This window comes from Limnohabitans sp., from assembly GCF_031539105.1.
Taxonomy (GTDB): domain Bacteria; phylum Pseudomonadota; class Gammaproteobacteria; order Burkholderiales; family Burkholderiaceae_C; genus Limnohabitans.
This window is the reverse complement of the sequence record NZ_JAVKLM010000023.1, coordinates 1-14315: the sequence shown is the minus strand read 5'-3', so window position 1 is coordinate 14315 and position 14315 is coordinate 1. Positions and strand designations below refer to the sequence as shown.

Annotated in this window: 15 protein-coding genes and 1 tRNA gene; 14 read left to right on the top strand and 2 right to left on the bottom strand. The window is 54.2% G+C overall.

The features are described 5' to 3' along the window. The first annotated feature begins 11 nt into the window (after positions 1 to 11). The 5 genes from tatB to pdxA are packed head-to-tail and all read left to right on the top strand — an operon-like array spanning position 12 to position 4254. Positions 12 to 485: a Sec-independent protein translocase protein TatB gene (tatB, locus tag RMR24_RS06945; RefSeq protein ID WP_310614356.1), complete on the top strand. Its 474-nt coding sequence runs from the start codon at positions 12 to 14 to the stop codon at positions 483 to 485. Then, entirely contained in the window at positions 478 to 1248 is a 771-nt protein-coding gene (gene tatC, locus RMR24_RS06940) for a twin-arginine translocase subunit TatC (protein WP_310614355.1), read from the top strand. The genes tatB and tatC overlap by 8 nt, the downstream gene beginning before the upstream one ends. Before the next feature lie 18 nt (positions 1249 to 1266). Continuing rightward, positions 1267 to 2415 carry a trypsin-like peptidase domain-containing protein gene (locus RMR24_RS06935; RefSeq protein ID WP_310614354.1) on the top strand — a complete coding sequence of 383 codons (1149 nt, stop codon included), beginning with the start codon at positions 1267 to 1269 and terminating at the stop codon, positions 2413 to 2415. A 10-nt stretch (positions 2416 to 2425) separates the two neighbouring features. Further along, a complete protein-coding gene (locus RMR24_RS06930) occupies positions 2426 to 3193 on the top strand; it encodes a Nif3-like dinuclear metal center hexameric protein (RefSeq protein ID WP_310614353.1) in 768 nt (255 codons plus the stop codon). 2 nt (positions 3194 to 3195) lie between these two features. Continuing rightward, positions 3196 to 4254, top strand: coding sequence for a 4-hydroxythreonine-4-phosphate dehydrogenase PdxA (gene pdxA, locus RMR24_RS06925; protein WP_310614412.1), 1059 nt, complete (start codon positions 3196 to 3198; stop codon positions 4252 to 4254). Positions 4255 to 4270: 16 nt separating this feature from the next. Here pdxA and mscL read toward each other — a convergent pair whose 3' ends face one another. After that, positions 4271 to 4684, bottom strand: coding sequence for a large conductance mechanosensitive channel protein MscL (gene mscL, locus RMR24_RS06920; RefSeq protein WP_310614352.1), 414 nt, complete (start codon positions 4682 to 4684; stop codon positions 4271 to 4273). Positions 4685 to 4833: 149 nt separating this feature from the next. On the opposite strand from mscL, the gene petA reads away from it, so the two are divergent. The 6 genes from petA (at position 4834) to RMR24_RS06890 (ending at position 8930) form a co-directional block, all read left to right on the top strand. Beyond that, positions 4834 to 5433 carry a ubiquinol-cytochrome c reductase iron-sulfur subunit gene (petA, locus tag RMR24_RS06915; protein ID WP_310614351.1) on the top strand — a complete coding sequence of 200 codons (600 nt, stop codon included), beginning with the start codon at positions 4834 to 4836 and terminating at the stop codon, positions 5431 to 5433. A gap of 11 nt (positions 5434 to 5444) precedes the next feature. Further along, a complete protein-coding gene (locus RMR24_RS06910; RefSeq protein WP_310614350.1) occupies positions 5445 to 6854 on the top strand; it encodes a cytochrome bc complex cytochrome b subunit in 1410 nt (469 codons plus the stop codon). Positions 6855 to 6874: 20 nt separating this feature from the next. Continuing rightward, positions 6875 to 7633 carry a cytochrome c1 gene (locus RMR24_RS06905; protein WP_310614349.1) on the top strand — a complete coding sequence of 253 codons (759 nt, stop codon included), beginning with the start codon at positions 6875 to 6877 and terminating at the stop codon, positions 7631 to 7633. Positions 7634 to 7729: 96 nt separating this feature from the next. Then, positions 7730 to 8341: a glutathione S-transferase N-terminal domain-containing protein gene (locus RMR24_RS06900; RefSeq protein ID WP_310614348.1), complete on the top strand. Its 612-nt coding sequence runs from the start codon at positions 7730 to 7732 to the stop codon at positions 8339 to 8341. Between the two features lie 5 nt (positions 8342 to 8346). Then, complete coding sequence (locus RMR24_RS06895) at positions 8347 to 8823, top strand: ClpXP protease specificity-enhancing factor (RefSeq protein WP_310614347.1); 477 nt, start codon at positions 8347 to 8349, stop codon at positions 8821 to 8823. Between the two features lie 31 nt (positions 8824 to 8854). After that, positions 8855 to 8930: transfer RNA gene (locus RMR24_RS06890), tRNA-Thr, on the top strand. Between the two features lie 61 nt (positions 8931 to 8991). Here the strand turns inward: RMR24_RS06890 and RMR24_RS06885 are convergent. Beyond that, positions 8992 to 9378, bottom strand: coding sequence for a hypothetical protein (locus RMR24_RS06885; protein ID WP_310614346.1), 387 nt, complete (start codon positions 9376 to 9378; stop codon positions 8992 to 8994). A 112-nt stretch (positions 9379 to 9490) separates the two neighbouring features. Between RMR24_RS06885 and secA the strand changes: the two genes are divergently transcribed. The 3 genes from secA to RMR24_RS06870 all read left to right on the top strand — a co-directional run. Further along, on the top strand, positions 9491 to 12235 hold the full coding sequence (secA, locus tag RMR24_RS06880; protein ID WP_310614345.1) for a preprotein translocase subunit SecA: 2745 nt from the start codon (positions 9491 to 9493) through the stop codon (positions 12233 to 12235). Positions 12236 to 12239: 4 nt separating this feature from the next. Further along, positions 12240 to 13481 (top strand): bifunctional glutamate N-acetyltransferase/amino-acid acetyltransferase ArgJ, encoded by a 1242-nt coding sequence (gene argJ / locus RMR24_RS06875; RefSeq protein WP_310614344.1) that lies wholly within the window; start codon positions 12240 to 12242, stop codon positions 13479 to 13481. Then, a partial coding sequence (locus RMR24_RS06870) for an ATP-binding protein (protein WP_310614343.1) occupies positions 13481 to 14315 on the top strand: 835 nt, incomplete at its 3' end. The genes argJ and RMR24_RS06870, both read left to right, overlap by 1 nt.

The window sequence follows — 14315 nt, the reverse complement described above, 5'->3', positions numbered from 1 at the left end:
GATCGCTCGCCTTGTTTGATCTTGATTTCTCCAAAATTGCGGTAGTGAGTGCGGTGGCCTTGGTGGTCATCGGGCCTGAGCGTCTTCCGGGCGTGGCCCGTACCGTGGGGACGTTGATTGGCAAAGCCAAGCGTTACATCTCGGATGTCAAAGCCGAGGTCAACCGCACGATGGAGCTCGACGAGCTCAAGAAGATGAAAGAGACGATGGAGTCTGCTGCCCGCGATGTAGAGCAATCCGTACACACCGCCAGCAGCGAATTCGAAAAAGACTGGGCCGAAACCACGGCGGGTTTATCGTCTGACCATTACGAGCCGCTGGCCCCGCCGCCACCGACGTATGAAAATCCAGGCAAAAAATGGCGTCTCAAACGCGGCTCAACGCCGCACTGGTACAAAGCTCGTCAAGGTGTTCGCACCAAGGCGCAATCTGGCGCTGCCCGTGTGGCGCGTTTTCGCCCTGTGAAGCGTTCTGAACATGTCTGATACCACCCCGAACGACGAATTGGCTGGCACCGAGCAGCCGTTTGTGCAGCACTTGATCGAGCTGCGTGACCGCTTGGTCAAAGCCACCATTGCTGTGATGGTGGCTTGCGCTGCGCTGGCCATTTACCCCGGCCCTGCTGAGCTGTATGACTTGTTAGCTGCCCCTTTGGTGGCGCAGTTGCCTGCAGGTGCCACGCTGATTGCCACGTCGGTGATTTCGCCATTCTTGGTGCCACTGAAGATCATGTTGATGACAGCCTTCTTGTTGGCGCTGCCCGTGGTGCTTTACCAAGCGTGGGCGTTCATTGCGCCGGGTTTGTACTCGCATGAGAAGAAACTGGTCATGCCCTTGGTGGTGTCGAGCACGCTGCTGTTTCTGATCGGCGTAGCGTTTTGCTACTTCTTTGTGTTCGGCCAAGTGTTCAAGTTCATCCAAAGCTTTGCGCCTAAAAGCATCACGGCTGCACCTGATATCGAAGCCTATTTGAGCTTTGTCATCAGCATGTTCATCGCCTTTGGTTTGGCGTTTGAAGTGCCCATCGTTGTGATTGTGTTGGCCCGCATGAATGTGGTGACCATCGAAAAGCTCAAAGACTTTCGTTCTTACTTCATCGTGCTCGCCTTCATCATTGCGGCCATCGTGACTCCGCCTGATGTTGTGTCGCAGCTGGCGCTGGCCATTCCCATGTGCATCTTGTACGAGATCGGCATTTGGGCAGCGCAACTGTTCATCAAACACACACAAGCGCCTGACGCCGAATAAGCAAAGCGCAAACACACCATGAAACGTCAATGGTTGTTGTTCTCTCAAGTGGTCACCGTGTTGGTGGCCATTTGGTTTGTGGTGACCGCCTTAAAGCCTGAGTGGCTCAATCTTCGCCCTGCCGCTGTCAGTGGTGGCGTGACGTTGATTGAAGCGGCACCCAATGTTTCTGGTGCGCCCATGCCCGGCAGTTTTAGCCCTGCAGCCAAATTGGCCTCACCTGCGGTGGTGAGCATTGCCACCACGCAGGCCAATGCACCCGCGCACCCACTGCAAAACGACCCATGGTTTCGCTTCTTTTACGGCGACCGTGAAGACGAAGCGCCGCAGCAAGGTTTGGGCAGTGGGGTCATCGTCAGCTCCGAAGGCTACATCCTCACCAACAACCATGTGATTGAGGGTGCGAAAGAGATTGTTGTCACGCTCAGCGACAGCCGTCGCGCGGTGGCGCAAGTCATTGGTACTGACCCAGACACAGACCTGGCCATTTTGCGTATCAACTTAGAGCGCTTACCCGTCATTGCACTCGGTAGCTCAGATACCGCCCAAGTGGGTGATCGCGTATTGGCCATTGGCAACCCGTTCGGTGTTGGTCAAACGGTGACGAGCGGCATTGTGTCTGCCTTGGGCCGAAACCAACTTGGCATCAACACCTTTGAAAATTTCATCCAAACCGATGCAGCCATCAATCCCGGCAATTCGGGTGGCGCCTTGGTGGATGTGAATGGCAATCTCATTGGTATCAACACCGCCATCTATTCGCGCTCGGGCGGCAATATGGGTATAGGCTTTGCCATTCCCGTGTCGACCGCACGCCAAGTGTTGGAGGGCATCGTGCGCGATGGCCAAGTGGTGCGCGGCTGGGTAGGTATTGAGCCCATGGAACTCACGGCTGAACTGGCCGAGACATTTGGCTTGAAGCAAACCGAAGGCGTCATCGTCACGGGTGTATTGCAAAACGGACCCGCGGCCAACGCGGGTTTGCGCCCTGGCGATTTGCTGCTTAAAGTGGCCGGACAGCCCGTGAAAAACGTGGGTGAGTTGTTGACGCAAATTGCAGCCCTCACACCCGGCAAGAGTGCCAAGCTAGAAGTGATGCGCCGCAACCAAACCCTCACGCTGGACGTGACACCCGCGCAACGCCCCAAACCTAAGATTCAAAAGTAAAGCCGCCCCGATGAGCAAAACCGTCACACGCCAAGCCTTGCTCAACGTCTGTACCGAACTGTTGCAGCCCGCACGTTTCAAAGACTACGGGCCGAATGGCTTGCAGGTGGAAGGTGCAGGCACTGTTCGCCACATCGTGTCTGGCGTGACCGCCAGCCGTGCTTTGATTGAGGCAGCGATCGATGCCAAGGCCGATGCCATTTTTGTGCACCACGGTTTATTTTGGCGCGGTCAAGACGGCACGGTCACAGGCTGGATGAAGCAGCGCTTGCAGTTGCTGCTGGCGCACAACATCAATTTGTTGGCCTACCACTTGCCGCTGGATGCGCACCCCGAGCTGGGCAACAACGCACAGCTGGGCAAACGCTTGGGGCTGCAAGTGCAAGGCGCGTTTGGCGAACAAGATTTAGGGCTGTGGGGCACACGTATAGATGGCCAAGCGTTTGCCGATGCGAATGTCTTGGCAACTGTGGTGTCGACAACTTTGCAGCGCGAGCCTGTCGTGGTGCAAATGCCTCCCCGCGAAATTCGCAAAGTGGCGTGGTGCACGGGTGGCGCACAAAGCTACTTCGAAGCAGCCATTGCAGCGGGGGTGGATGCGTTCATCACTGGTGAGATTTCAGAGCCGCAAGCGCATTTAGCCCGCGAAACCGGCGTAGCGTTTTTGGCCTGCGGCCATCACGCCACCGAGCGTTATGGCGCACCTGCTGTGGCGGCGTATGTGGCGGCGCAACTGGGCATCACGCACCAGTTCATTGAGATTGACAACCCCGCATGACTATGGCTGATCACATCAGGCCCATGGCCATCACGCTGGGCGATGCAGCGGGCATTGGCCCAGAGATCATCGTCAAAGCGTTTCGTGATGCGCCCGAGCAGCTGCAAGGCTGCGTGGTTGTGGGCGACTTGGCGGTCATGCAACGTGCGGCCTTGCTCGTGGCGCAGTGTGAATACCACGCACCTCAAATGCACATTCAGTGGGTGAGCGATGTGCAAGAGGTTGCGTTAGTCAAAGCGCCCTTCACCATCCCTGTGCTGCAAGTCACGCCAGCATTGGCGGCTGACCAACTGCCCGCATGGGGACAAATTAGCGCGACAGCTGGCAAGCTGGCCGCCGACTGCGTGGTGTGGGCGGCGCAAGCAGCCTTGCGGGGTGAAGTGTCGGCTGTGGTGACAGCGCCTTTGCACAAAGAGGCCTTGTTTGCGGCGGGCGTGCCGTTTCCTGGTCACACCGAAATGTTGCAGGCTTGCGCCGCAGCGCATGCTGGCGTGTCGGTTGGCGATATGCCCGTACGCATGATGTTGGCCAATCCCGAACTTAAAACCGTGTTGGTCAGTATTCATGTGCCATTGCGCAAAGCGATTGACGCGGTCACGGTGGACAACATATTGCAGACCCTGCGCATCACCCATGCGGCTGAGCTGGCTACCACAGGCCGTGCGCCGCACATGGCCGTGGCGGGCTTGAACCCGCATGCAGGCGAGGGTGGTTTGATGGGGCGCGAAGAGTTAGACATCATCATTCCCGCGTTGCAGCTAGCGCGTGCCGAAGGCATGCAAGTGAGTGGACCGTTTGCGCCAGACACGGTGTTCATGCGCGCACGGGCCAAGAATGGCAAAGCGGGTGAGTTTGATGTGGTCATCGCGATGTATCACGACCAAGGCTTGATTCCTGTGAAATACCTTGGCGTCGAGTACGGCGTGAACGTTACCTTGGGTCTGCCGCTGGTGCGAACCAGCCCCGACCACGGCACTGCGTTTGATGTGGCTGGTACGGCGAAGGCTGATGCATCCAGCTTGCTGGCAGCAGTGGCCATGGCGCGCGCCATGTGCGGCTGACCCAAGCGAGCGCGGCTTACTTTTTCAGGCTGTCGCGGATATCACGCAGCAACAGCACTTCTTCTTTGGGTGCTGCAGCTTCAGGCTCGCCATGACCTTTGAGCTTGTTGATTTGCTTGATCATCAAGAAAATGATGAAGGCCAAAATTACAAAGTTCACGGCAACAGTGATGAAGTTGCCGTAAGCAAACACGGGGACGCCGGCTTTTTTCATGGCGTCCAGCGTCATGGCCGTGCCTTCAGGCGCGGTACCAAGTGCGAGGAAGAAATTAGAAAAATCGAGATGGCCGATAAAAGCTGCCACGATGGGCATGATCAAGTCATTCACAGCCGAATCCACAATCTTCCCAAAAGCTGCGCCGATGATGACGCCCACCGCCAAATCGATGACGTTGCCGCGTACGACGAATACTTTGAACTCTTTCAACATGCAAACTCCTTTATGAATATTAAAGTATTCTAATTATCACAGGCTTAACCTTGCGTTGAAGTGAAAGCAATTCGTAAAAAATAGGCAGTCTTGGCGGTCAGCTACAATGAATGGTTAGCCAAACCAGTGATGATTGTTTGAGGAATTCCATGAGTGACACCCCAGTAGACACCAGTAAACGCACGTGGCTGATTGCCTCGACTTGCGCAGGTGCAATCGGTGGCGCAGCGGTTGCTGTGCCTTTCGTTAGTACATTCCAGCCATCCGAAAAAGCAAAAGCTGCCGGTGCTGCTGTTGAAGTCGATATCTCCGCCCTCAAACCCGGCGAGAAAATGACAGTCGAATGGCGCGGCAAGCCCGTTTGGATCGTCAAGCGCACCCCTGAGCAACTGGAGTCTTTGAACAAGACCGAGTCTCAGTTGGCTGACCCTAAGTCTGAGCGCAAGCCTAGCGAATTGACGCCAGCTTACGCACGCAACCAAGCCCGCTCCATCAAGCCTGAAGTGTTCGTGGCTGTGGGTATTTGCACTCACTTGGGTTGCTCGCCTTCGGACAAGTTTCAAACAGGTGCGCAACCCTCATTGCCCGATGATTGGAGCGGTGGCTTCTTGTGCCCTTGCCACGGTTCAACGTTTGATATTGCTGGACGCGTGTTTAAAAACAAGCCTGCACCAGACAACCTCGAAGTCCCGCCACACATGTACCTCTCCGACACAAAGTTGTTGATCGGTGAAGACAAGAAAGCCTGATAGGACACACCATGGCTGAATTTAAAGAAATCTCCCCGAACGCCAGTGCTGGCGAAAAATTATTGAACTGGGTGGACAACCGTTTCCCTGCTTCAAAAATGTACAAAGAGCACCTCTCCGAGTACTACGCACCGAAGAACTTCAACTTCTTCTACTTTTTTGGCTCACTGGCACTGTTGGTGTTGGTGATTCAAATCGTGACCGGCATCTTCTTGGTCATGCATTACAAGCCTGATGCCAATTTGGCTTTCGCATCAGTCGAGTACATCATGCGCGACGTGCCATGGGGTTGGTTGATTCGCTACATGCATTCCACCGGTGCCTCTGCGTTCTTTGTCGTGGTTTACATGCACATGTACCGTGGTTTGATCTACGGCTCTTATCGCAAGCCACGTGAATTGGTTTGGGTCTTTGGCTGTGCCATCTTCTTGGCATTGATGGCTGAAGCCTTCATGGGTTATTTGTTGCCATGGGGCCAAATGTCCTATTGGGGCGCTCAAGTGATCGTGAACTTGTTTGCTGCCGTGCCTTTCGTGGGCCCTGACTTGGCTTTGCTGATTCGTGGTGACTACGTGGTGGGCGATGCCACCTTGAACCGTTTCTTCAGCTTCCACGTGATTGCTGTGCCACTCGTCCTGTTGGGCTTGGTGGTCGCGCACATCATTGCTTTACACGAAGTTGGCTCAAACAACCCAGATGGCGTGGAAATCAAAGGCCCGAACGCGCCAAAAGATGCCAATGGCCATCCTTTGGACGGTATTCCTTTCCACCCTTACTACACCGTGCACGACATCTTGGGTGTGAGCGGTTTCTTGTTGGTGTTCAGCGCAATCATTTTCTTCGCGCCTGAATTCGGTGGTTACTTCCTCGAATACAACAACTTCATCCCTGCGGATCCATTGAAGACACCGTTGCACATTGCACCAGTGTGGTACTTCACGCCCTTCTATTCGATGTTGCGTGCGATCACCAGCGAAATGATGTACGTCTTGATCGCTTGCGTTTTGGCGGGCGCCTATTTTGGCGTTGCTAAAACTAACTTGCCAAAGATCGTCAAAGCTGGCGTGGTGGGTGCAGCTGTCTTTGTGTCCTTGCTCATGCTCTCGATTGACGCCAAATTTTGGGGCGTGGTCGTGATGGGTGGCGCTGTGATCATCTTGTTCTTCTTGCCTTGGTTAGACAACTGCGCGGTCCGCTCGATTCGCTACCGTCCTGATTGGCACAAGTACATGTACGGTGTGTTCGTGGTGAACTTCATTGCTTTGGCTTACTTGGGCGTTCAACCACCATCAGCCATTGGTGAGCGCGTGTCTCAAGTCGGTACCTTGTTCTATTTCGGCTTCTTCTTGTTGATGCCAATTTGGAGCCGTATCGGTGAAACAAAGCCGGTGCCTGATCGCATCACTTTCAAGCCTCACTGAGATTCACGGAGAACATAACCATGAAAAAAATCATTCTCAGCTTGGCATTGGCCCTTGGTGTAGTGTCTGGTGCGCAAGCATCTGGCGGCGACACAATCGCTTGGGACAAAGCGCCAAATAAAACCAACGATCTGGCAGCTTTGCAAAATGGTGCCAAGATTTTTGTCAACCATTGCTTGAACTGCCACTCTGCCGCCTTCATGCGTTACAACCGATTGAAAGACATCGGTTTGACTGAACAGCAGATCAAAGACAACTTGTTGTTCACGACTGAAAAAGTCGGCGACACCATGAAATCCAACATTGACCCTAAACAGGCCAAAGAGTGGTTTGGTGCAACACCGCCCGACTTGACTGTGATCGCACGTTCACGTGCAGGTCACGGTGGCACAGGTGCTGATTACCTCTACACCTACATGCGTACGTTCTATCGTGACGAAACCAAAGCCACAGGTTGGAACAATTTGGTATTCCCGAACGTGGGTATGCCCCATGTGTTGTGGGAAATGCAAGGCGAGCGTCGTCCAGTTTTTGACACGCACGAAGAGCATGGCCATCAAGTTCAAACCTTCAAAGGTTGGGAGCAGATCAAGCCTGGCAATATGACGCCGTTGCAATATGACCAAGCCATGGGTGACCTCGTCGGTTACTTGCAATGGATGGCTGAGCCAGCACAAAACACCCGCGTACGCATCGGCGTGTGGGTGATGTTGTTCTTGGTTGGCTTTATGTTTATCGCATGGCGTTTGAATGCTTCCTTCTGGAAAGACATCAAATAATCTGCGTCAATTCGGCAATGGGCCTTGTGCCCGTTGTCACCTCACGGAGTGACAGGTTAGCCTGCCACTCTTTTTGATTTTTAGGAGCCGCCCATCATGATGGTGCTTTATTCGGGAACTACGTGTCCCTACTCACATCGCTGCCGTTTTGTCTTGTTCGAAAAAGGCATGGATTTTGAAATTCGCGATGTTGATCTTTACAACAAGCCCGAAGACATCAACGTGATGAACCCATACGGACAAGTGCCAATCTTGGTTGAGCGCGATTTGATCTTGTATGAATCCAACATCATCAATGAATACATCGACGAGCGGTTTCCACATCCACAATTGATGCCCGGCGATCCGGTTGAACGCGCCCGCGTGCGTTTGTTCTTGTTGAACTTCGAAAAAGAATTGTTCACACACGTCACCACTTTGGAGTCTCGTGCTGCCAAAGCCAACGACAAAGCCTTGGAAAAATCACGTGCTCACATCCGTGACCGTTTGACACAGTTGGCCCCCGTGTTCTTGAAGAACAAGTTCATGCTGGGTGATAACTTCTCCATGCTCGACGTGGCGATTGCCCCGTTGCTATGGCGCTTAGATCACTACGGCATTGACTTGTCTAAGAACGCAGCACCCTTGCTCAAGTACGCCGAGCGCATCTTCTCTCGCCCTGCCTACATCGAAGCACTGACACCCTCTGAAAAGGTCATGCGTAAGTAATTCATATGTTGAACGCTCCAGATGCATCTTCCACCCGTCCGTATCTGCTGCGTGCTATGCACGAGTGGTGTACGGACACTGGCTTCACGCCTTACGTGGCGGTCTTCGTTGACGAGACCGTGCAGGTGCCTATGGAGTATGTGAAGAACGGCGAGATTGTTTTGAATGTGGGCTATGACGCCACGGCAGGTATGACACTGGGCAATGAGTTCATCGAATTCAAAGCCCGCTTCGGTGGTGTGCCACGCGAGATCATCATTCCCATCAACCGTGTGATGGCAATATATGCGCGTGAAAATGGGCAAGGCATGTCTTTCCCCATGACCACTTCATCAGATGCAGTGGTTGTGCCCAAAAAGTCTGCGCCTGTTCGCCCTGCCTTGAGTGCAGTGGAAACACCGCATGCAGAAGGTGCGTCTGATGACGAACCACCTGCACCCACGTCCCCTGCTGGTCGTCCAACACTCAAGCGCGTGAAGTAAAGCACGAAACTTAGGTTAGAATTCTGCCTGCGCCGCTTTAGCTCAGTTGGTAGAGCACCCGCCTTGTAAGCGGTAGGTCGTCAGTTCGATTCCGACAAGCGGCACCAAAATAAAACCCGTTACGCTTTTGGCGTAGCGGGTTTTTTCTTTACCAATTCGCTTGGTGATCTAGCTAGGCGATTTCACTTTCACGCGGATGGTGTTCACCGTCCAGCCCTTGGTGCGCAAGTGGGCGCACAAAGCAGGTAATGTTTGGCGCAGTTTGGCGGCTACTGCGCTATTAGGCACGAGCAGACACCACGCGTCACCCTCAACGCCTCCGGACTGAATGAGTGAACGCAGTGACACGGGTAACAAAGGTGCAATGGCTTTGAGTCGGTTTTGGGTGTCACGCGCAATGGCTGAGAACTGGGCCAAAGAAGGTGCCGAATTGACCACTTGCTCTAAGGTTTGCGATTTGCCGCGACTAAACACCTTGGCTTTGGGAGGCGTGCTGTAGCCCAGGGCGCGATAAGCAGCCAGAGTGTCAGGATGAGGCGTAGAACGGGTGGCCATGCAGCAATTATGAGGCTGCTGACGGTTAAAATTCACAGCTTCTATCAAGCCTTTCAAAAAGGATTTTGCGACCCTTGTTTTCAACTGGAAACAAGATCACCGCAGTGCTCGCATGGCTCTCAATTTCTTGACTCATATTTTTGGTAGCCGCAATGAGCGCCTACTCAAGCAATACCGCAAAACCGTTGCGCAGATCAATGCGTTAGAGCCTTCTTTGGAGAAGCTCAGCGACGACGCCTTGCGTGCCAAAACTGACGAATTCAAAACTCGCGTGGCCAGTGGCGAAACCTTAGACGCGTTGTTGCCCGAGGCCTACGCCGTCGTGCGCGAAGCGTCTAAGCGGGTGATGAAAATGCGTCACTTTGACGTGCAGATGCTGGGCGGCATTTCCTTGCACAACGGCAAGATTTCAGAAATGCGCACGGGTGAAGGCAAAACCCTCACGGCCACATTGCCTGTGTACCTCAATGCCCTGGCTGGCAATGGCGTGCATGTGGTGACAGTGAACGACTACTTGGCCAGCCGTGACGCGCAATGGATGTCGCGCCTGTACAACTGGCTGGGCTTGTCCGTGGGCATCAACTTGCCACAGATGCCACGCGAAGAAAAGCAAGCCGCTTACCGTGCCGACATCACCTACGGCACCAACAACGAATACGGCTTCGACTATCTGCGTGACAACATGGTCTACGAAGCCGCAGACCGCGTGCAGCGCAAACTCAACTACGCCATCGTCGATGAGGTGGACTCTATCTTGATTGACGAGGCACGCACGCCACTCATCATCAGTGGTCAAGCCGAAGATCACACCGAGTTGTATGTGGCTATTAACCGCATCGTGCCCGCATTGACACGCCAAGTGGGTGAAGAAGATCCGCGCACTGGCGAGGGCATCATCACGCCGGGCGACTTCACGGTGGACGAGAAATCACACCAAGTGTTCATGACCGAGCAAGGTCATGAGAACGCAGAGCGAATTTTGAGTGCCAATGGTTTGTTGGCTGAAGGCGCGTCGCTGTACGACCCAGCCAACATCAGCTTGATGCACCACTTGTACGCTGCTTTGCGTGCCAATCACCTGTACCACCGTGACCAGCATTACGTGGTGCAAGATGGTGAAATTACCATCGTGGATGAATTCACTGGCCGTTTGATGTCAGGTCGCCGTTGGAGCGATGGCTTACACCAAGCCGTGGAAGCTAAAGAAGGTGTGGAGATTCAGGCCGAGAACCAAACGCTCGCGTCCATCACGTTTCAAAACTATTTCCGCTTGTATAACAAGCTCGGTGGCATGACCGGTACGGCCGACACAGAAGCTTACGAATTCCAAGAAATTTATGGCTTGGAAACTGTGGTCATTCCACCCAACCGCATCAGCAAGCGCGATGATCAGTTAGACCGTGTTTATAAAACCACCGCTGAAAAATACGTCGCTGCCATTGATGACATTCGCGAATGCTACGAGCGCGGCCAGCCCGTGTTGGTCGGCACCACGTCGATTGAAAACTCAGAGCTGATTGCTGAGATGTTGGAAAAGGCCAAGTTGCCCCACCAAGTGCTCAATGCCAAACAGCATGCCAGCGAAGCCACCATCATTGCGCAAGCAGGACGAGCCAAGATGATCACGATTGCCACCAACATGGCCGGTCGTGGGACCGACATCGTCTTGGGCGGCAACGTAGAAAAAGCGATTGCTGAAGTGGAAGCCAATGAAGCATTGGATGCCGCAGGAAAGCAAAAACAAATTGACGCCTTGCGCGTGCAATGGACCAAGGACCATGATGAGGTGAAGTCATTGGGCGGTTTGCGCATCATCGCGACGGAGCGTCATGAGTCACGCCGTATTGACAACCAATTGCGTGGCCGCTCAGGCCGTCAAGGTGACCCAGGCTCTTCACGCTTTTACCTGAGCTTGGATGATTCGCTCATGCGCATCTTTGCAGGCGAGCGCGTCAAGTCCATCATGGACCGTTTGAAGATGCCAGAAGGCGAAGCTATCGAAGCGGGCATCGTCACTCGTAGCATTGAGAGCGCGCAGCGCAAAGTGGAAGCTCGTAACTTTGACATTCGCAAGCAATTGTTGGAATACGACGATGTGTCCAACGACCAGCGTCGCGTGATTTACCAGCAACGCAACGACATCTTGGATGCTACCGATTTGACCGCTCAAATCGCCAGCTTGCGTGAAGGCAGCTTTACCGACTTGGTGCGTCAATATGTGCCAGAAGAGTCGGTAGAAGAGCAGTGGGACATCGCAGGCTTAGAGCGCGCTTTGTTGCAGGAGTGGCTGATTGAGATGCCACTGCAAGCCACGGTGCAACAAGCGTCGGCCATCACCGACGAAGAAATTTTGGAGCAAGTGGTTGAAGCTGCGCACGCGGCATTCCAAACCAAACTCGACCGTGTCGGTGTTGATCAATTCACGCCCTTCATGCGTGTGGTGTTGCTGCAAAACATCGACAGCCATTGGCGCGAGCATTTGGCAGCCTTGGACTACTTGCGCCAAGGCATCCACTTGCGCGGCTACGCACAAAAGCAACCCAAGCAAGAGTACAAGCGCGAAGCGTTTGAGTTGTTTGGCCAGTTACTTGACTTGGTGAAGAACGAAGTCACGCGTGTGCTGATGACGGTCAAGATTGAATCCAACGAGCAAATCGAACAAGCTGCCTCAGAGCTGGAAGACCGTGCAGAAACCTTGCATAACGTCACTTACACCGCTCCTGACGAGTCGGGTCAAGCGGTAACTACTGCAGATGAAGCCACCTTCGCTGCACAAATGCCCAGCGTCGGTCGCAACGAACCTTGTCCTTGCGGCAGCGGTAAAAAATTCAAGTTCTGTCACGGAAAGTTGGCTTAAACATATGGCTGTCCATCTGAATCCTGCAAGTCCTGCAGATTTGCACGCCATTGCGGGGGTGCGCATTGGTGTCACCCAAGCAGGTATCCGTAAAGCGGGTCGCAAAGACTTGACGGTTGTTTTGATTGACGAAGGCGCATCTGTCAGTGGTGTGTTCACGCAAAACCGTTTTTGCGCAGCGCCCGTGCAGGTGTGCCGCGAGCATTTAGACGCAGGCCAAGGCATTCGCGCCATGGTGGTCAATACGGGTAACGCCAATGCGGGCACCGGCGAAGAAGGTTTGAAGCGCGCACGCGAAACCTGCGTGGCTATGGCCGAGGCTTTGCACATTTCTGCCAATCAAGTGTTGCCGTTTTCCACCGGGGTCATCATGGAACCCCTGCCACATGACCGCATCATCGCGGGCATGCCCGCTGCTATCGCTGCTGCTGGTAAAGCAGGTAGCGCCCAGCAATGGGCTGATGCTGCGGAAGGCATCATGACCACAGATACCGTGCCGAAAGCTGCCAGCACACAAGTGCAAATTGGCGGTGTAACGGTAAGCGTGACCGGCATCAGCAAAGGCGCAGGCATGATTCGCCCCAACATGGCGACCATGCTAGGTTATGTAGCCACCGATGCATGCGTGGACCCTGAGTTGATGAAAGAACTGTCTTTGGCTTTGGCCGAAGGCTCGTTCAACCGCATCACGGTGGATGGCGACACGTCGACCAATGACTCGTTCGTGGTCATCGCCACGAACAAAGCGCAGCACGCGTCCATCACCAGTTTGCAAAGTGCAGAAGGCCAAGCTTTGCTGCAAGCCATGTTGCAAGTGGCACGCCAATTGGCGCAAGCCATCGTGCGGGACGGCGAGGGCGCCACCAAGTTCATCACCATCTGTGTGGAAGGCGGCAAGACCAGTGCTGAGTGCCGTCAAGTGGCCTACGCCATTGCGCATTCACCGTTGGTGAAAACTGCTTTCTTTGCCAGCGACCCCAATTTGGGCCGTATTTTGGCCGCCGTAGGCTATGCCGGCATCACCGACCTAGACCAAACAGGTATTGACTTGTATTTGGACGATGTGCATGTCGCCATCCAAGGTGGTCGTCACCCCAAGTACCGCGAAGAAGACGGTCAGCGTGTGATGAAGCAATCTGAAATCACCGTGCGCGTGGTCTTGGGTCGCGGCACGGCAAGCGACACCGTGTGGACGTGCGATCTGAGCCACGACTACGTCAGTATCAACGCAGATTACCGCAGCTAATGACAGAAGAACTTCACCCCCTAGAACGCTTGGTGCAACGCGCCGAGGCGTTGATGGCTCGCATCGAACAGGTGCTGCCGCAACCCATGGTTGAACCAGACTGGTTGGCCAGTGTGGCCTTTCGTTATCGCAAGCGAAGCAACGGCCGCGGCGGCTTAGAGCCCGTGCGTCACGTGGCCAAGTTGGGGTTGGCTGACCTGCAAGAAATTGACGGCCAAAAAGAAAAAATCCAGCGCAACACCGAGCAGTTTGTGAAGGGCTTGCCTGCTAACAACGTGTTGCTCACCGGTGCACGTGGCACTGGCAAGTCATCTCTCATCAAAGCTTGCTTGAACGAGTACGGCCCACAAGGTTTGCGTTTGATCGAAGTCGACAAAGACGACCTGACCGACTTGCCAGACATCATTGAGTTGGTGTCTGAGCGACCCGAAAAGTTCATGATCTTTTGTGATGACTTGAGTTTTGAAGACGGCGAACCGGGCTACAAAGCGCTCAAGTCCATTTTGGATGGCTCAATTGCAGCAGCGACGCCCAATGTGTTGATTTACGCCACCAGCAACCGTCGCCACTTGTTGCCTGAGTACATGAAGGAAAACCTCACCTACACCCACAGCGACGATGGCGAAGTGCATCCGGGAGAGGGTGTGGAAGAGAAAATTTCTTTGTCTGAGCGCTTTGGTTTGTGGGTGAGTTTTTACCCCTTCAGCCAAGACGAGTACCTGACCATCGCGGCGCAGTGGCTGTCCTCGTTTGGCTTCAAGCCTGCCGAGATTGAGGCAGCCCGGCCCGAGGCTTTGGTGTGGGCGCTAGAGCGCGCGTCGCGCAGCGGCCGTG